The sequence below is a fragment of the Roseibium sp. genome, from assembly GCF_965216085.1.
Lineage (GTDB): Bacteria > Pseudomonadota > Alphaproteobacteria > Rhizobiales > Stappiaceae > Roseibium.
Genome location: NZ_OZ244138.1, coordinates 578942 through 595784, shown reverse-complemented (window position 1 = coordinate 595784; position 16843 = coordinate 578942). Strand labels below are relative to the sequence as shown.

Below are 16843 nucleotides of genomic sequence, written 5' to 3'. Positions count from 1 at the left end.
GCATCCCGGACGAAGCGGAAGCAAAGATCCGGGATCGGTGAGCCGCGCCTTTTGCAAGACAACATTCCTTGAAATGCTTTTTGGCTCCCCGATCCCGGCTCGCACTTCGTTTGGCCGGGATGACGCAGTGAGTTGTCGCCACCCCGAGTTTGTTCGCTGGCAGCTTACTTGTTGCGGACCGGGATGTTCATATCCTCGATCTTCAGCTCACGGACCAGCTCCGGAATGCCCCACTCAACATCCGGATCAACCTTGATCTTGAAGTGATACATGGACTGCAGAGCCTGATGGTCGTCGGCGCGGAACTTCATAGTGCCTTTCGGCGTTTCAAATTCCATGCCTTCCATGGTGGCAATCAGCTCTTCGGTGTCCGTTGAACCAGCCTTCTTGATGGCTTCCACCACGGCCAGGCCTGCTGTCATGCCACCGGCGGTGAAGAAGTCCGGCGGGGAGTTGAAGCGCTTCTGGTGTTCAGAAACAAGCCAGTCATTGACCGGGTTCTGCGGGATCTCATGGTAGTAGTAGGTGGCGCCTTCCATGCCCGGAAGTTCCTTGTAGGCCTTCATGGCTGCCAGGATGTTGCCGCCCGTGGCAATCTCAACACCGAACCGCTCCGGCTCCATGGCCTTGATTTTGGAGATCGGGTTGCCACCACCGGCCCAAATGACAAACAGGAATTTGCGGCCTGGTTCATCTTTCAGCGCGTCAAACACCCGCTGCGCATTCGCAGTGAAGTCTTTTGTGTCTGTCGGGGCATATTCTTCAAAGACCAGCTTGGCGCCGGTGCCGGCCAAAGCCTCTTTAAACGCCGCCACACCGTCGCGGCCAAAGGCATAGTCTTGGGCAAGCGTTGCGATAGATACACCTTCTTTGCCAAGCGCAACTGCGTTAGCGATCGCATCCTGCGAGGAGTTCCGGGATGTCCGGAACACATAGCGGTTCCAGTTCTCACCGGTGATGCTGTCTGCCACCGCCGGCTCAACAATCAGCAGCTTTTCGTATTCTTCAGCGACCGGGAGCATCGCGAGCGCCACACCAGATGACACCGGCCCAACAGCGACATCAACCTCGTCATCACCATAAGCTTCAGCGAGAGCAGCCTTGCCGATGTCCGGCTTCAGCTGGGTATCTTTTTCGATGACGACGATTTTTCGGCCATCAATTTCCATAGTGCCGTCGGTGGCATATTCCAGGCCCATCATCAGGCCTGTGTGTGACTGCTTGGCATAGGCCTCAAACGGACCCGTCTTGCCATAGACATGGGCAATCTTGATGTCCTCGGCCATTGCAGCATAGGACGTTGCAGTCAGAAGTCCGAGCCCAGCCGCAAGCGGTACGGCCCAGCGTGAAACGCGGATCGTCATAAAAAGTTCCTCCCGTTGGTGCAGGGTCTCTCTTCCGATCGACGCATCCTCACGCAGCCGACATCCGCTGCCAGCGCCTCCCCGCAACTGCCATATATGAAACCTGAATCAGTATTCATGTCAAGGAACGTTCAATGGAAAATCTCGCGTCCTCGAAAAACCTCCATTGCCTCAGCTCAAAAGGCTCATTCGTAAATTTGCCCAAAAGCCCGATTGAACCGGTTTCATATCGACCCAAATTGAATGATAGTCGCGACATAGACCGCAGCGTCATGGATTGAGTATGCCAGCTCTCAAAAGACCTTCACCCTTTAGGTTTTTCGCCAAACTCCGTCGATTACGGGAAGAGGAAGACCAACAAGCAGAAGCAAACCAATTCCTGTCACAAGCTCTTGAGAAGGAAAAAATGGAAGGGCACCGGCTGGCGGTGATTGCCAGAACAATCGCGTTGGGGCTGGTTATCGTCTTGATTCCATTTCTAAACCCCACCTGGAGCGCCCTTTATTATCAAGCCTGGGTCCTGCTTTTCATTGCGCTTGGCTGGTTGCAGCTCCGCCTGGCAAGCGTCGGATACTCAAAGTCAGAACTCTTGCTGATATTTTTGGATCTCGTGCTTCTGACAGCGCTTTTCTCAACGACTAATCCGTTTGTTAGCGAAGACCTGCCAGGTGCCATTGTCTACCGGTTCGACAATTTCATTTATTTCTTCATCATCCTTGCTGTTGGAACGCTTGCCTATTCGTGGCGGACAGTTTGGGCAATTGGCGTCTGGGTGGCCGTGCTTTGGCTGATCGGAGTGCTCGGCGTTTCCTGGCTTGGCCACACGGTCCCGGAACTCAGCACCGCCGCCGCAACCGCACTCGAAGGCTACCCGATCGTTGCTGGAGAATTGGATCCCAACAGCGTCCAACCAGGTGTCCGGGCACAGGAAATCATCGTCTTTCTGATGGTCGCCGCCATTCTCGCGCTTAAAGGATGGAGGTCAAATCAGCTCCTGAGACGTCAGGCAGATATTGCTGCAGAGCGCGCAAATCTTTCGCGCTACTTCCCGTCCAGCCTGGTTGATGTTCTGGCATCCACTGAACGCGACATTGGCGCGGTGCGCACTCAAGATGTGGCCGTACTGTTTTCCGACATTGTTGGCTTCACAGAATTTGCCGAACAGCACTCTCCAAAACAGGTCATGGATTTGTTGCGCAACTATCACGCTTTGGTCGAGCGGGTCATTTTTCAAAACGGCGGCACGCTGGACAAATACCTCGGGGATGGCGTGATGGCGACCTTTGGCACACCGGAAACCCGACCGGGCGATGCCGCCAATGCATTAAAAGCTGCCAGGCAGCTATTGGAAGAAACAGAAGCTTTCAACATCGAACAAGCGGCAAAAGGGCTGGCCCCAGTTCAGATATCCATTGGTGTTCATTTCGGACCTGTCATCCTGGGCGATATAGGCCCTTCCAGGCGGCTGGAGTTTGCGGTGGTTGGCGACACGGTCAACGTCGCAAGCCGTTTGGAGGCGTCAACGCGCGAATTGGGATGTAAGTGTGTGGTCAGCGAAGAACTGATGAAACGCGCTGGGTATATGAATGACAATACAGAGGAACCCGCCGCGGAGTTTTCGGCCAAAGAAGCAATAAAACTGAGGGGCCGGAAAACGTCCATCGATGTTTGGACACTTTGATGGCTGTCTTGCAACTGAAGGGTATTCCCGGAATGGCCTAAAATGGTCGCAGAAGTCTTGACCGGCTAACCTGACAATCGCGATGTGACCGCCCTTTGGATTTCCCTGGCAAGGGCCCTTACCCGGCGTGGCTGCGCTCGCCCAGGCGGATACATGATCTGAAGCGGCGCGGGCGGAGGCCGGTACGCTTCCAAAATCTCGACCAGCTTCCCTGATTTGATGTCCGGACCGACATCAATTTCCGACTTCATCGCGATACCGTATCCCGATAACGCCCACTGACGCACCAAACCTCCATCATCGGAAACCCGGTCACCGCGAACTGTAATCACGTGCTCGTTGGTGCCGGATCCTAAATGCCAGATATTATCGACACCTGAGCCAAACCGCATCAAGACACAATTGTGGTCAAGAAGATCTTCTGGCTCCGCCGGCACACCGTTTCTTTCAAGATAAGCAGAAGATGCACAGACAATTCGGCGAACCGGTCCAAGCGGCCGGATCCGCAAAGTGCTGTCCGTAATGGTTCCATACCGGACCGCGATATCAAAACCACGGCCGACGATATCGACATACCCGTCCGACAAAGACAGATCGATCGTGATTGCCGGATGGCGAGCAAGAAATTCTGCAATGACATCAGAAATGACAACCCGTCCGGTGTCGAGCGGCGCACTGATCCGGATCGGGCCTGACAAGGTTTCCGCGCCGTGGCGAATGCGCGTATCCAGATCTTCGACCTCTGCCAAGACCGTTTTGGCCCCATCGAAAAGCACACGCCCTTCTTCAGTCAAGCTTATTGAGCGGGTCGTGCGGTTCAACAGACCAACACCGTAGTGCGCTTCAAGCGCGGCCAACCTTTCAGAAACGGTTGTCGGCGACAGGCCTTTTTCACGCCCTGCGGCTGCAAGACTGCCTTTTTCGACGATCAGCAAAAAGAGAGCAATGTTGTCCAACAGCATTATGCGGATATTCCGGATTAATAATCCGATACTCAGCCATTTATCCGGAAATAGCAATTTCCTATTTTCACAGCACGCACTTTGAACCGGAAAGACCGCCCAATGTCCAAACTGACCATCGTCGCCAACATCACGGCTCAACCAGACAAAATAGAGCTTGTGAAAACGGAGCTGCTCAAACTGATCGACATCACCCGCGAAGAAGCGGGCTGCATCAATTACGACCTTCATCAGGACAATGAAAATCCAGCTCATTTTCTGTTCTACGAAAACTGGGAAACCCGTGAGTTGTGGCAGGCCCATATGAAAGCCCCGCATCTGGCAGCCTATCTCGCGGCCACCGAAGGCGCCGTTGCCGAGTTCACCGTAAATGAAATGACGCACATCGGTTGAAGAGACCCGACGGATCTCTCCGCTGCATCGGCAGATACATTTTCTCTAAAGAGCCGGAACAAAACAGGCAAATTGCCATCTCCAAGATAAAAGGAACCACCCATGAAAGCTGTTGGGTATAGAACTGCCGGTCCAATCGACCGCGCAGACGCACTGATTGATTTTGAAGCTGAAAAACCTGTCCCAACCGGACACGACCTATTAGTGAAAATCGAAGCTGTTTCGGTTAACCCGGTAGACTATAAAATCCGGCAAAACCGGGCACCAGAGGGCAGCGCTCCGGCTGTTCTGGGCTGGGATGCCGTGGGGACAATCGTCGAATCTGGCGCCAATGCAACGCAGTTCAAAGCCGGTGACCGCGTCTGGTATGCAGGAGCCATAAACCGCCCGGGAACCAACTCCGAATATCACCTTGTTGATGAACGGATTGTTGGTCATTCGCCAGAAACGCTTTCAGCTTCCGAGGCAGCTGCCCTCCCGCTGACAACCCTGACCGCATACGAAATGCTGTTCGACCGTTTGCGCGTGGCCGATCCGGTTCCAGGCGCAGCGAACGCAATCGTGATTATTGGAGGCTCCGGCGGCGTTGGCTCCATCGCTATCCAATTGCTGAAGGCATTAACGGATATCACGATTATCGCAACGGCCTCTCGGACCGAGACCATGCAATGGGTCAAGGATCTTGGCGCCCACCATGTGGTGGATCATTCAAAAGATCTGACTGGGCAAATCACGGATCTTGGACTTGGATCTCCAGCGTTCGTTTTCGCAACCAACCATTCCGATGCTTACACGGCTCAAGCTGCCGAGTTCATGGCACCTCAGGGACGGTTCGGGCTGATAGACGATCCCCAAAGCTTTGACATCATGCCGTTCAAGCACAAGTCAATCTCGGTCCATTGGGAGTTCATGTATTCCAGATCGCTCTTTGCAACCGCAGACATAGACCGGCAAAGCGATATCCTAAACGAGGTGTCGAAGCTCGCGGATGCGGGTAAAATCAAAACCACGGCAACGAAGTCCCTCGGAAACATCTCTGCAGCAAATCTGAAAAGTGCGCATGAGTTTCTGGAGACCGGCAAGGCCAAAGGCAAACTCGTCCTTGAAGGTTTTTAAGAGTTCCGCCGGACCACAGTCAGACATGAACCTGCCCAGGCGTCATTCGTTTGGTCTGGGCAGGTCAAAATTTACAACCTGATCGCCCGCTGCCGCTGCGCCATTTTGCGCCTTGTTATCCGGCTCGGGAGTTTATAGTTTGCCCTTGCAACAGATTGGGCGCTGAGCGCGGTCCTCTAAAGGGCAACCGCGGCGCTTCGGCCCTCTCGTGTTACATGTTGCCGCGATTTCCAAAGGGTCGACATCAGGAGCCCTTTGATGAAGACCATCATCGAACCCTTCCGCATCAAATCCGTCGAACCCATTCGCATGACCACACGCGAGGAACGGCAGAGATTGCTCGAAGAGGCACATTTCAACCTGTTCGCCCTGCATTCCGACGATGTCCTGATCGACCTTCTAACCGACAGCGGCACCGGCGCCATGAGCTCGGCCCAATGGGCGGCCATGATGCGCGGCGATGAGAGTTATGCCGGGTCGCCCTCCTTCTACCGATTTGAGGCGGCGGTTAAAAATCTTGCCCCATTCAAACACGTGATCCCGACCCACCAAGGGCGCGCGGCCGAAGACATTCTGTTTTCGATCTTTGGCGGCCTGGGACGCAATATTCCAAGCAACACCCATTTCGACACCACCCGCGGGAACATTGAATCTTCCGGCGCGATGGGCCACGACCTTGTGATTGCAGATGGCAACGACCCGGCCTCTCTGCACCCCTTCAAGGGCAACATGGATCTGGCCCGATTGGAAGCCTACCTTGAGGAACACGGCGACAGCGTGCCTTGTGTGATGCTCACCATCACCAACAATGCCGGTGGTGGCCAGCCGGTCAGCCTTGAAAACATCCGCGAAGTGTCCGCGCTGGCAAAAGAGTACAACAAGCCATTTTTCATCGATGGCTGCCGCTTTGCCGAAAACGCCTGGTTCATCAAGCAGCGCGAACCTGGCCAGCAGGACCGCTCAATTCCGGAGATCGTTCGGGACTGTTTTTCTTGCGCCGACGGTATGACCATGAGTGCCAAAAAAGACGCCTTTGGCAACATTGGTGGCTGGCTGGCACTCAATGATGATGAGCTTGCCGAACAGGCCAGAACCCACTTGATCCGGACAGAAGGCTTTCCAACTTATGGTGGCCTTGCTGGCCGGGACCTTGATGCATTGGCGCAAGGCCTCAGCGAGATCGTCGACGAAAACTATCTGCACTACCGCATCCGCACCAACGAATACATTATCGAACGCCTGGATGCGCTTGGTGTGCCGGTCGTCAAACCTGCCGGCGGCCACGCAGTTTTTATTGATTCCCGTAAATGGCTGGAGCACATTCCGCCTCTGGAATATCCAGGGCAAGCGCTAGCGGTTGCGCTCTATGAGCTTGGCGGCATTCGCGGCTGTGAAATCGGAACCGTCATGTTCGGCGCTCACCCAGACGGAAGCGAGGCACCTGCAGCCATGGATTTGGTGCGCCTCGCCATTCCCCGGCGCACCTACACGCAAAGCCACGCAGATTACATCATTGAAGTGTTTGAGGAACTTGTCGATATCAAGGACAGTCTCAAGGGTTTCCGGATCTCCCGGCAACCTAAACTGATGCGACACTTCACCTGCAGCTTCGAACGTCTCTAATCAAAAACGAGAATATCCGCGCGATCAACCTGATCGCGCGGATAGCTTGCAAAATATTAGTCCTCTGAGCAGCGTGACAGAACCGACTACATATTGTCTTTCAGAAAATCCAAGGCGGCGACCTCCGCCTTTTGCCGGGACACTTCGTCAAACCCGAATGTCACACCGAAGGTTGGATTCTTCAGGGTGTTTTGATATCCAGGCATAACAGTTTCAGTTCCCCATTTCGGGTCATCGAACCCTTGGAGCGCATCCGGAAACTCGACAATCTCAACATTTTCATCCGAATTCGCCAAACTTGTACAAAGGCTGGGCTGGGTCCAATCGTTCTTGCCCGCGTTCAGGATCAGGATTGGGTCTGCGAACACCGCTGAAGCGACCGACTTACAGTTCGGATAAAATGATACGACCGCCTTGAAGCCATGATCAAAGAATTGGCGTGACCCATCCCTGAGTGCGCTTCCAGTGGTTGAACTGCGGGACCATCCCACTGCGCCAATCCGGTCTGGATCAATTTTCGGGTGTTGCTTGAGGTAGAACAACGCGCCAAACGCATCCATTATCCGTTCACCTCCCCGGCCGCTGACGCCTTCACCCAAGACATTTTCACACGTCTCCTGCACTTCCCGCGGGGAAAAACTGTCAACTTGAAGTGTCGCAAATCCTGCAAGGCGGAAGGTTTCGGCCCATGCGTCCTGATAGTCTTGAATACCTTGGCAGTCGTGCAGCAAGACCAATGCCGGAAAGCGGCCTTCGCCCTCTGGTAAGCGCAGTTTGCCGGAAACTGGAAAACCGGGTTTGGGCTTCAGATCGACACCCTTCGCCTTTGCCTTTTTGATTTTAAACTTGCTTAGTGGAGCAGATGCGCTCGGAAATTCGATAACAGTAACATCGGCTGCCAACACCGGCCCCGCCCCTCCGGGGAGCACACATACAAAAGCCATCAATGAGAGCACACGCCCCAAGCTCACCATTTTCACCATGCGGCTTATTCCTTCGATGTAAATAAAACTAACAATACAAAAGCACAAATCGCCTGCAATGTCGCATTATTAGGGACACGGTATTCAATGTAGCGTTGTCTAGGCGCCTATGGCGTACGTCCATGATTTACAAGGCCTCCGCCGCCAAACTACGCGGCCAGAATATTCTATCAATGTATGGATCGCCTGATACCCAAATTCTTTGTGTTGAGGCCTAACGTCATCGACAGGCTTTTTTAACGATCACATAATTCTATGTATCCTAACGGAAGACTGGAGAGAGTTACTGTGACCATTGCTGAGTGCCCCAAGGGGAGAGCAAATGCCTTTCTAAATCAGGCTGCTTCTGTGGTTGCAGTTTGGTGCGGCTTGGTTCTGGTGCAAATGCTCTTTACTCCAACCACTCAAGCCGAGGACCTTTTTCCAAACCTGAATATCGTGACAGAAGAATGGGCCCCCTACCAGTACACTGAAAACGGTCAACTCAAGGGGTCTACGGTCGACTTTCTGTTGGCGATCCTCAAGGCGGCAGGTTCCAGACAGGGCCGTGAAGATGTTCAAGTCCTTCCCTGGGCACGTGCATATTTAAGGGTGCAAAACGAACCAAACACGGTTCTGTTTTCAACCACGCGCACCCCAGAGCGGGAAAATCTCTTCAAGTGGGTCGGACCAATCTTGAAAAACAGCACCTACTTCATTGGTAAAAAGAGCCGGAACTATAAGATCCAAACGTCTGAAGACCTACATAAATACCAAATCGGCGTGATAATAGATGACGCCAGCGAGTTGTTCGCAAAACGCCATGCGGTTCCTCAGAAGCATTTGACCCGAAATAGTCGCGCTGACATCAACATAAAGATGTTGGAAGCAGGTCGAATTGATTTCGTCGTCACGGGGTGGACCGCTTTTGAACTCGAAGCCCGAACCATTGGAGCTGACCCGTCAAACTACGAGCGGGTCTTTCTTGCCGACAGTTCCCACGTGAGTTTTGCGTTTAATCGAAACACACCTGATTGGATCATCGACCGTTTCTTTGCGGCCTACCGAACGGTCAGAAAGACCGGTGAGTTTGACTACCTGACCGGTCCTATTGATAGCGGAACGAATTGATCTAAATCGCGTTTCAGATCATCTCAAACGCTGTTCCGTATTGGCATCAAAAAAGAACGCATTAGCGGGATCGAAGGTGACAGACACCGTTCCATCGGAAACGGGAACGTCTTCACCCTTGGTTTCGACAATTACACGTTCACCGGTCGGACAAACCAGGTAAGAATAAGCCACACCACCAAGCTGCTCAGACAGGTCCACTTTGGCACCTTCGGATGCGTGTTCGATCAAAAGATGTTGCGGACGCAGTCCAACCAAGACCTTCTGACCAGCCGCCGGCAAAGTAACAGACGTGGACACTTTCGTGCCGCCAAAAGCTGGAACGGATACTGCGCCCTCCTCCGCGATGCCTTCAACGAAATTCATCGACGGAGAGCCGATGAACCCGGCAACGAACTTGTTGTCCGGATCGGAATAAAGCTGCATCGGTGAGCCGACCTGCTCGATCTTGCCCGCGCGCAACACCACGATCTTGTCGGCCAAGGTCATGGCCTCGACCTGATCGTGGGTCACATAAATCATCGTCGCGCCGATGTCCTTATGCAGTCGGGCGATCTCGACCCGCATATCGACACGCAACTCCGCATCCAGATTGGACAGCGGCTCATCGAACAGGAAAACTTCCGGACCACGGACGATCGCCCGGCCAATAGCAACCCGCTGGCGCTGACCACCAGACAGCGCTTTCGGCTTGCGTTTCAGATAAGGATCAAGCTTCAGGATGCGTGCCGCTTCACCGACTTTTTCTGAAATCTCGGCTTTCGGGTGGCCGTTCATCTTCAGGCCAAAACCCATATTTTCTTCGACTGTCATATGCGGATAAAGCGCATAGGTCTGAAACACCATGGCAACACCGCGCTCGGCCGGGTCCACTTTGGTGACGTCCCGCTTGCCGATTTCGATGGTGCCGTCCGTGGTTTCTTCCAAACCGGCAATCATGCGCAACAACGTGGATTTGCCGCAGCCGGACGGTCCGACAAACACACAGAACTCACCGTGATCGATCTGAAGATCCACACCGTGAATAACCTGGACGTCGCCATACTGCTTCACGGCTTTGCTTAGGGTAACACCAGACATAAAACGCTTCTTCCTTACGAAAGGGGTTAAGCCGGGAACTGCCAGTCAGCGACAGCAGCAGCGATTTTTGAGGCAGCCTCCAGAAGCGCTGGCCGCGCTTCTTCCAGTTCTTCGAGGCTCTTTCTGCGGGTCGACGTGGTCACGGACAAGGCCCCGATCGGGCGCCCCTTTGGTGACAGAACGGGAGCGGCTATGCAGATGATTTCCGGTTCGTGCTCTTCCCGGTCATAGGCCACACCTTCTGCCCGGATTTTATCAAGGTCCGCCCGCAAGGACGTTTCGTCGGCCAATGTTGCAGGTGTGTATCTGTAGAAAGATTGTTTGGCGATCGCCCGGTCCAGCTCCGCAGGCTCCAGATACGCCATCAAGGCCTTGCCGACGCCTGTGCAGTATCCCGGCCCAACTTTGCCCGCTTGGGAAAACATATCGATCGGGTCTTTGGCATTGCGCTTGTCGACATAAAGCACTTGGCCATTGTCGAGCTGCGCCAGGTGCACCGTTTCGCCAACGGCCTCAGACAAATCGGAGACAAATGGCCGGGCAATCGGTGCAATAGAACTTTGCCGCCAAGCCTGATGAGCCAGCCGGACCAGACGAATGCCAAGAGAATAGGTTTGCTGCATGTCGTCGTAAGACAGCATGCCCTGATTCACCAGGGTCTGCAGCAGCCGGTAGAGTGTCGCCTTGGGATGGGAACTCTCGTTCAAAAGCTCGGAAAACCGGACAGGGCGGCCCTTGGCCGACACCATATCCAGCACATCAAGCGCCTTCCCAACCGTTCCATCTCCGGTGGCCTGTTTGTTCATTCTTCTCCTCCGCGAACCCGTTTCTTTGCGCCGGGCCTGTTGACAACTTAACCGCTTGACCTCAAGGTATCAATATACAAAACCAAGTTTCAAATAATGGAACCTTAAGGGAGGAAACCATGCGTTCCATGTTGAAGACGTCCGCGGCAGCCCTTGCCATTTTGGCAACGGCAACCAGCGGCGCATTTGCTGATGGCCTGACCGGCGATCTGAAAATATTCCTGGACACGTCCAATCCAGCTCCACGGGCAACCATGGAGAAGATGATTGCGGACTTTCAGGCTCAAAACCCTGATCTCAACATCGAAACCACGGTGATTGACCGAGAAGCCTACAAAACGCAGATCCGCAACTTCCTGACGGCGAATGCCCCGGATGTGAACACCTGGTACGCAGCCAACCGGATGCGGCCTTATGTGGCGGCAGGTCTGTTCGAAGACGTTTCTGATCTCTGGGAGGGAACAGAAATTGGCGAGAACCTTGCGTCCACCAAAGGCGCGATGACCATTGATGGCAAGCAGTGGGGCGTACCTTACACCTACTATCAGTGGGGCGTTTATTACCGCAAAGACATCTTTGACGAGCTGGGGCTTACGGAACCGGCAACATGGGCGGAAGAAAAAGCCAACTGCCAAAAAATCATTGATGCCGGGAAGAAGTGTTACACCATCGGCACCAAGTTCCTTTGGACTGCTGGCGGCTGGTTCGACTACCTGAACATGCGCACCAACGGCTTCGACTTCCACATGGACCTGCTGACTGGCAAGGAAAAGTGGGATTCTGAAAAAGTCCGCGCGACCTTTGCCAACTGGCGCGAGCTTATCGACATGGGCGCCTTCATCGACAACCACCAGACCTATTCCTGGCAGGAAGCTCTGCCGTTTATGGTCAAGGGCGATGCAGCCGCGTACTTGATGGGGAACTTTGCCGTCGCGCCGCTGCGCGATGCCGGTCTCACCGACGATCAGCTCGACTTTTATCAGTTCGTCGAAATCACCCCGGGAATTGAAAAGGCAGAAGACGCACCAACGGATACGTTCCACATTCCGGCAAACGCCACCAACAAGGAAAACGCCCGCGAATTCCTGAAGTACGTGGTATCGGCGGACGTTCAGACCTGGATCAACGACGGTAAAAATCTTGGCCAGCTGCCGGTCAATGCCAAGTCGTCAGTCGACAAAGACAAGTTCCTCGAGCAGGGCTTTGAAATGCTGTCGACCAATTCCCCGGGTGGTGTTGCCCAGTTCTTTGACCGCGACGCCCCGGCCGAAATGGCGAAAGTTGCTATGGAGGGCATGCAGGAATTCATGGTCAAGCCGGACAACCTGGACAAGATCCTGGCCCGTTTGGACCGCTCCGCAAAGCGTATCTACGACAACTGATCGCACTGATTTGAAAGTCCAGGCAGGGTGCCACGGCACCCTGTCTTTCCTGATCGGTTTGCCAGCCGGATTGCTGCAAGTGGCACATCCAAGTGAGTTTTCAAATGGCCTACACGATTGACGCCCAAACCCGCCGGAGTTCCTGGTGGCACAAAAACCAGCAGCAGCTGACACCATGGCTTTTCCTGGCGCCGGGCATCCTATTTTTCCTTTTTTATGTGATCTTTCCGATCTTCCAGTCGTTCAACCTGTCCCTGTATGAATGGGATGGGCTTGGACAGGCCGAATTTGTCGGCCTTTACAATTACGAAGAACTCTATTGGGACGACGCGTTTTACACATCGCTCAAAAACAACGTCATCTGGCTGCTTCTTTATCTTGCGGCCATTCCGGCCGGCCTCTTCATCGCGCTTTTCCTGAACCAGACTGTCACCGGTATCCGGCTCTATAAATCGCTGTTTTTCTTTCCGTTCGTGATTTCACAAGTGGTTGTCGGCCTGGTGTTCACTTGGTTTTATGATCCGACGTTTGGGATCCTGAACGTTCTTCTGGGATCTGTCGGGATCCCACCGATCAACGTGCTTGGTGATGAGGACTACGTTACGATCGGCATCATCGTGGCCGGTCTCTGGCCGCAAACAGCCTATTGCATGATTTTGTATCTCACCGGTCTCAATGCCGTCGACCCGGAGCAAATCGAAGCCGGCCGCCTGGATGGTGCCAAAGGCTGGCGTATGCTCTGGTACATCATCATTCCGCAACTGCGGCCCGCGACCTTCATCGCTTTCGTTGTCACCATCATCGGCGCATTGCGCTCTTTCGACCTCATCTCGATCATGACCAACGGCGGCCCGTTTGGCGCCAGCCGGGTGCTCAGCTTTTATATGTTCGAGGTTGCGCTCTCCGAATACGGTTTCCGCATGGGCTATGGCGCGGCCATTGCCGTTGTCCTGTTCCTGATCATGCTGGCCTTCATCGCCTACTTCCTCTGGTCCATGTACAAAGAGGAGAAGGCTCGATGACCGGCCGGACCCTCGTCAATGAAATCTGCGCAAAACTCCCTGGCGCTGAAAAATCAGACCCCTGGGGCGGCGGGCATGACGCCTGGAAAGTCCACGGCAAGATGTTCGCTTGTATCGGATCAAAAGGAGACGGTGTCTCGGTGAAGTGCCCGGATATCGAAACCGCCGATGTATTGATCGACGCCGGTGTCGCGGTTCGAGCGCCCTACTTCCACAAAAGCTGGGTCCGGCTAGAATGGGATGCGCCTGAAGATGAACTCCGACACAGAATAGCGGTGTCCTACGACATCATTCGCGCCAGCTTGACAAAAAAACTCCAGGCAAGCCTTCCGCAAAGGGAGGAGAGCTAACATGTTTCCAACACCAATCGAACGCACCTCCCGCTCCTGGCAAATCACCTATAAAACGCTGTTGCCGCTGGCACTGATCTTGTGGCTTTTGCCTCTGATCGCCGTCGCGATTTTCTCGGTGAAACCGGATTTGGATTTTGCTAACGCCAACTATTGGGGCTGGCCGTCGTCGTTTGAGGGGTTCACCAACTACGGGCTGGTCTTCACCGGCTCGGATATGCCGCAGTATCTCTTGAACTCGTTCAAGATCACCATCCCAACTGTCATCGGTGCTGTCGCTCTCTCCTGCATGACCGGTTTTGCCCTCGGCATTTATAAATTCAAGGCTAACATCTGGATCTTCTTCATGTTCGTGGCCGGTAACTTCGTGCCCTTCCAGATCCTAATGGTCCCGGTCCGCGATCTCACCTTGCAAATGGGGCTCTACAACACCATCACTGGCCTGGTGCTGTTTCACATCGCCTTTCAGACTGGTTTCTGCACACTCTTCATGCGCAATTTCATCCGCGCCCTGCCCTTTGAGCTGATCGAGGCTGCCCGCGTGGAAGGTGTCGCGGAATGGCGGATCTTCTGGTATATCGTGCTGCCCTTGATGAAACCGGCGATTGCGGCGCTGTCGGTCCTGATCTTCACCTTCATCTGGAACGACTATTTCTGGGCGATTGTCCTGACCCAAGGCGTCGAAAGCCAGCCAGTGACCGCTGGCATTACCTCTTTCAATGCGCAGTACCGCGCGGCTTATCACCTGATGAGCGCCGGTTCGATTGTTGCGGCACTCCCCCCGGTTGCCATGTTCTTCATGATGCAGCGGCACTTCATCGCCGGACTGACGCTCGGGGCCGTCAAATGATGAAAACCTGGCACCTTGGCGATGACCGTCAGAGCCTGGTCCTGGCAAGCCGAGAAAATAGACTGCCGGAAGTGATCTACTGGGGTCCTGCGCTGCCTGACGGCGAAGCACTGGAGCCCCTTGCCGCTGCCGCGATCATGGATGTCACCGGCGGTATGGTGGATGAAAACGCGCCTATCAGCTTAAGCCCGGAAGCTTCTTGGACCTTTCCAGGTCAAACAGGTTTGACAGTGCGGGACGCGGAGGGGGCGGTCCTTCGTCCAAACTTCGTTTTCCACTCAGAAGAACAGTCAGGCAACCAGATCACCCTGACCTATGCAGATGTTGAGTGCGGTCTAACAATCATCTTTGATCTGAGTTTCACAACAGAAACATCGCTCCTCAGACTCCAAACCCGGCTTCAAAGCAAAAACGACATCATCGTCGATTGGCTGGCAGCGCCGGTTCTGCCGGCTCCGGCGCACACCAATGAGATGATCGAATTCTCCGGCCGTTGGTGTTCGGAGTTTCAAACGCGCCGCCTGCCCTTCGCGCCTGGAGCAAGGGTCCGCGACAACCGGACCGGCCGCACCGACCATGCACATTTCCCGGGATTGATTGTTTGCAGCAAAGCAACCTCCAACACCGCCGGCGAAGCCTACGCCTTTCACTATGGCTGGTCTGGCGGTCACAAGATGGTTGCTGAGGAATTAGCTGATGGGCGCCGCCAGGTTCAATTTGGTCATGCCACCAGCAGCATGGCCAAAGGCAAGTCCTTTGAAACAGCCCCGCTTTACGCCACCTTTTCCGACAGTGGCTTCAATGGAACTGCAATCCGGTTTCAGCGTCATGTGCGCACGCAGATCGTTCGTGATGCCCGTATGCCCCGGCCGGTTCATTACAATTGCTGGGAAGCGATCTACTTCGATCACAAACTTGACGATCTAAAATCCATTGCAGATCGCGCTGCAGAGCTTGGCGCCGAACGCTTTGTTCTGGACGACGGCTGGTTCGGCAGACGCGACGACGACACGACCTCCCTTGGCGACTGGACAATAGACCCGCGCAAGTACCCCAACGGCCTCACGCCGCTCATCGATCATGTGTCATCTTTGGGGCTGGAGTTCGGCATCTGGTACGAGCCGGAAATGATCAATGAGGACAGCGACCTTTACCGGACGCATCCCGAATGGATTTTGGGATCAAAGGATCAGACACGCGGCCGCCAGCAGCTCGTACTCGACATGGCGCGCCAGGATGTTCGCGACTATTTGTTCGAACAAATGTCTGCGGTCCTCGGCGCTCACAAGATCGGATATGTGAAGTGGGATCATAACCGCGTCCTGCCGATCGTAGATGCTGCCCAAACGGACGGCGTTTATGAGCTGTTTGACCGGCTACGAGTGGCGTTTCCGCATATCGAATTTGAGAGCTGTTCTTCCGGTGGCGGGCGGATCGACTTCGGCATTCTGGAACGCACTCAACGCGTTTGGCTGTCGGACAGCAATGATGCCCTTGAGCGCCAACGCATCCAGCACGATGCAGCGCTCTTCCTGCCCGCATCTGTTACTGGCTCCCATGTCGGCCCGCGCCACTGCCACACCTCCGGCCGAGTGATTGGCATGTCCCTGCGCGCCTGGACCGCGGCCCAGCGCCACATGGGTTTTGAGATGGATCCGCGCGAACTGACGCCCCAGGAAGCTGAAACGTTGATGGCTGTCACCCAGTGGTGGAAAGCCAATCGGGACTGGCTGATGAGCGCAGACATCCTGCGCCTGGATGCCGTTGATCCAGCCGTCATTGCCGAAATTCAGGTCGCGGAGGACGGTCAAAAATTTGCTGCTTTCGCGGCCCTGACACGGCCGTCAGACCAGATCCTGCCCTACCCTGTGCGGCTGACAGGTCTTGACCCACAAGCGTTTTACAAAATCTCATTGGCAAACCGCGATGAAGCACACCACCTTTCGCGCGGCGCGCCTCTACTCAAAAGCCAGGATATTTCGGTCAGCGGCCAATATTTGATGTCGCATGGCCTGACGCTGCCTTGGCGGTTCCCGGAAACAATCTGGGTCATTGAAGGTCAAAAGGTGTCGTCCTGACACCCAATACAATTCCGGCTGTGATAGCCGCAAACTCGACAAG

Annotated in this window: 15 protein-coding genes; 10 read left to right on the top strand and 5 right to left on the bottom strand. The window is 54.5% G+C overall.

Going from position 1 to position 16843, the window contains the following annotated elements:
- Window positions 1-164 precede the first annotated feature (164 nt).
- Window positions 165-1364 (bottom strand): substrate-binding domain-containing protein, encoded by a 1200-nt coding sequence (locus tag ACOOFE_RS02775; protein ID WP_420413549.1) that lies wholly within the window; start codon window positions 1362-1364, stop codon window positions 165-167.
- Between the two features lie 406 nt (window positions 1365-1770).
- Between ACOOFE_RS02775 and ACOOFE_RS02770 the strand changes: the two genes are divergently transcribed.
- Window positions 1771-3045 (top strand): adenylate/guanylate cyclase domain-containing protein, encoded by a 1275-nt coding sequence (locus tag ACOOFE_RS02770; RefSeq protein ID WP_420413548.1) that lies wholly within the window; start codon window positions 1771-1773, stop codon window positions 3043-3045.
- A 65-nt stretch (window positions 3046-3110) separates the two neighbouring features.
- On the opposite strand, the gene ACOOFE_RS02765 is transcribed toward ACOOFE_RS02770, so the two are convergent.
- Window positions 3111-4007 carry a LysR family transcriptional regulator gene (locus ACOOFE_RS02765; RefSeq protein WP_420413547.1) on the bottom strand — a complete coding sequence of 299 codons (897 nt, stop codon included), beginning with the start codon at window positions 4005-4007 and terminating at the stop codon, window positions 3111-3113.
- 102 nt (window positions 4008-4109) lie between these two features.
- Between ACOOFE_RS02765 and ACOOFE_RS02760 the strand changes: the two genes are divergently transcribed.
- The 3 genes from ACOOFE_RS02760 to ACOOFE_RS02750 all read left to right on the top strand — a co-directional run bounded on the left by ACOOFE_RS02760 (window position 4110) and on the right by ACOOFE_RS02750 (window position 7139).
- Window positions 4110-4400: a putative quinol monooxygenase gene (locus tag ACOOFE_RS02760; RefSeq protein WP_420413546.1), complete on the top strand. Its 291-nt coding sequence runs from the start codon at window positions 4110-4112 to the stop codon at window positions 4398-4400.
- Between the two features lie 102 nt (window positions 4401-4502).
- Entirely contained in the window at window positions 4503-5516 is a 1014-nt protein-coding gene (locus ACOOFE_RS02755; protein WP_420413545.1) for a zinc-binding alcohol dehydrogenase family protein, read from the top strand.
- Between the two features lie 258 nt (window positions 5517-5774).
- Window positions 5775-7139: a tryptophanase gene (locus ACOOFE_RS02750; protein WP_420413544.1), complete on the top strand. Its 1365-nt coding sequence runs from the start codon at window positions 5775-5777 to the stop codon at window positions 7137-7139.
- A gap of 86 nt (window positions 7140-7225) precedes the next feature.
- Here the strand turns inward: ACOOFE_RS02750 and ACOOFE_RS02745 are convergent, their stop codons facing one another.
- Window positions 7226-8122 (bottom strand): dienelactone hydrolase family protein, encoded by an 897-nt coding sequence (locus tag ACOOFE_RS02745; RefSeq protein WP_420413543.1) that lies wholly within the window; start codon window positions 8120-8122, stop codon window positions 7226-7228.
- 288 nt (window positions 8123-8410) lie between these two features.
- Here ACOOFE_RS02745 and ACOOFE_RS02740 point away from each other — a divergent pair, with 288 nt between their 5' ends.
- Window positions 8411-9232: a substrate-binding periplasmic protein gene (locus ACOOFE_RS02740; RefSeq protein WP_420413542.1), complete on the top strand. Its 822-nt coding sequence runs from the start codon at window positions 8411-8413 to the stop codon at window positions 9230-9232.
- A gap of 18 nt (window positions 9233-9250) precedes the next feature.
- Here the strand turns inward: ACOOFE_RS02740 and ACOOFE_RS02735 are convergent, their stop codons facing one another.
- Both ACOOFE_RS02735 and ACOOFE_RS02730 read right to left on the bottom strand, forming a co-directional pair.
- Window positions 9251-10312, bottom strand: a complete 1062-nt coding sequence (locus tag ACOOFE_RS02735) for an ABC transporter ATP-binding protein (protein ID WP_420413541.1) — start codon at window positions 10310-10312, stop codon at window positions 9251-9253.
- A 26-nt stretch (window positions 10313-10338) separates the two neighbouring features.
- Window positions 10339-11118 carry an IclR family transcriptional regulator gene (locus ACOOFE_RS02730; protein ID WP_141185001.1) on the bottom strand — a complete coding sequence of 260 codons (780 nt, stop codon included), beginning with the start codon at window positions 11116-11118 and terminating at the stop codon, window positions 10339-10341.
- 119 nt (window positions 11119-11237) lie between these two features.
- Here ACOOFE_RS02730 and ACOOFE_RS02725 point away from each other — a divergent pair, with 119 nt between their 5' ends.
- The 5 genes from ACOOFE_RS02725 (at window position 11238) to ACOOFE_RS02705 (ending at window position 16800) form a co-directional block, all read left to right on the top strand.
- On the top strand, window positions 11238-12500 hold the full coding sequence (locus ACOOFE_RS02725) for an ABC transporter substrate-binding protein (RefSeq protein WP_420413540.1): 1263 nt from the start codon (window positions 11238-11240) through the stop codon (window positions 12498-12500).
- Between the two features lie 104 nt (window positions 12501-12604).
- Complete coding sequence (locus ACOOFE_RS02720) at window positions 12605-13522, top strand: carbohydrate ABC transporter permease (protein WP_420413539.1); 918 nt, start codon at window positions 12605-12607, stop codon at window positions 13520-13522.
- Entirely contained in the window at window positions 13519-13872 is a 354-nt protein-coding gene (locus ACOOFE_RS02715; protein ID WP_420413538.1) for an MmcQ/YjbR family DNA-binding protein, read from the top strand. The genes ACOOFE_RS02720 and ACOOFE_RS02715 overlap by 4 nt, the downstream gene beginning before the upstream one ends.
- 1 nt (window position 13873) lies before the next feature.
- Complete coding sequence (locus ACOOFE_RS02710) at window positions 13874-14722, top strand: carbohydrate ABC transporter permease (RefSeq protein ID WP_420413537.1); 849 nt, start codon at window positions 13874-13876, stop codon at window positions 14720-14722.
- Window positions 14719-16800 carry an alpha-galactosidase gene (locus ACOOFE_RS02705; RefSeq protein ID WP_420413536.1) on the top strand — a complete coding sequence of 694 codons (2082 nt, stop codon included), beginning with the start codon at window positions 14719-14721 and terminating at the stop codon, window positions 16798-16800. The genes ACOOFE_RS02710 and ACOOFE_RS02705 overlap by 4 nt, the downstream gene beginning before the upstream one ends.
- Window positions 16801-16843: the final 43 nt, after the last annotated feature.

What these genes read in the sequence shown, in the direction of transcription:
- ACOOFE_RS02775 (WP_420413549.1), bottom strand. Translation starts at nt 1,364, where the DNA reads ATGACGATCCGCGTTTCACGCTGGGCCGTACCGCTTGCGGCTGGGCTC.
- ACOOFE_RS02770 (WP_420413548.1), top strand. Translation starts at nt 1,771, where the DNA reads ATGGAAGGGCACCGGCTGGCGGTGATTGCCAGAACAATCGCGTTGGGG.
- ACOOFE_RS02765 (WP_420413547.1), bottom strand. Translation starts at nt 4,007, where the DNA reads ATGCTGTTGGACAACATTGCTCTCTTTTTGCTGATCGTCGAAAAAGGC.
- ACOOFE_RS02760 (WP_420413546.1), top strand. Translation starts at nt 4,110, where the DNA reads ATGTCCAAACTGACCATCGTCGCCAACATCACGGCTCAACCAGACAAA.
- ACOOFE_RS02755 (WP_420413545.1), top strand. Translation starts at nt 4,503, where the DNA reads ATGAAAGCTGTTGGGTATAGAACTGCCGGTCCAATCGACCGCGCAGAC.
- ACOOFE_RS02750 (WP_420413544.1), top strand. Translation starts at nt 5,775, where the DNA reads ATGAAGACCATCATCGAACCCTTCCGCATCAAATCCGTCGAACCCATT.
- ACOOFE_RS02745 (WP_420413543.1), bottom strand. Translation starts at nt 8,122, where the DNA reads ATGGTGAAAATGGTGAGCTTGGGGCGTGTGCTCTCATTGATGGCTTTT.
- ACOOFE_RS02735 (WP_420413541.1), bottom strand. Translation starts at nt 10,312, where the DNA reads ATGTCTGGTGTTACCCTAAGCAAAGCCGTGAAGCAGTATGGCGACGTC.
- ACOOFE_RS02730 (WP_141185001.1), bottom strand. Translation starts at nt 11,118, where the DNA reads ATGAACAAACAGGCCACCGGAGATGGAACGGTTGGGAAGGCGCTTGAT.
- ACOOFE_RS02725 (WP_420413540.1), top strand. Translation starts at nt 11,238, where the DNA reads ATGCGTTCCATGTTGAAGACGTCCGCGGCAGCCCTTGCCATTTTGGCA.
- ACOOFE_RS02720 (WP_420413539.1), top strand. Translation starts at nt 12,605, where the DNA reads ATGGCCTACACGATTGACGCCCAAACCCGCCGGAGTTCCTGGTGGCAC.
- ACOOFE_RS02715 (WP_420413538.1), top strand. Translation starts at nt 13,519, where the DNA reads ATGACCGGCCGGACCCTCGTCAATGAAATCTGCGCAAAACTCCCTGGC.
- ACOOFE_RS02710 (WP_420413537.1), top strand. Translation starts at nt 13,874, where the DNA reads ATGTTTCCAACACCAATCGAACGCACCTCCCGCTCCTGGCAAATCACC.
- ACOOFE_RS02705 (WP_420413536.1), top strand. Translation starts at nt 14,719, where the DNA reads ATGATGAAAACCTGGCACCTTGGCGATGACCGTCAGAGCCTGGTCCTG.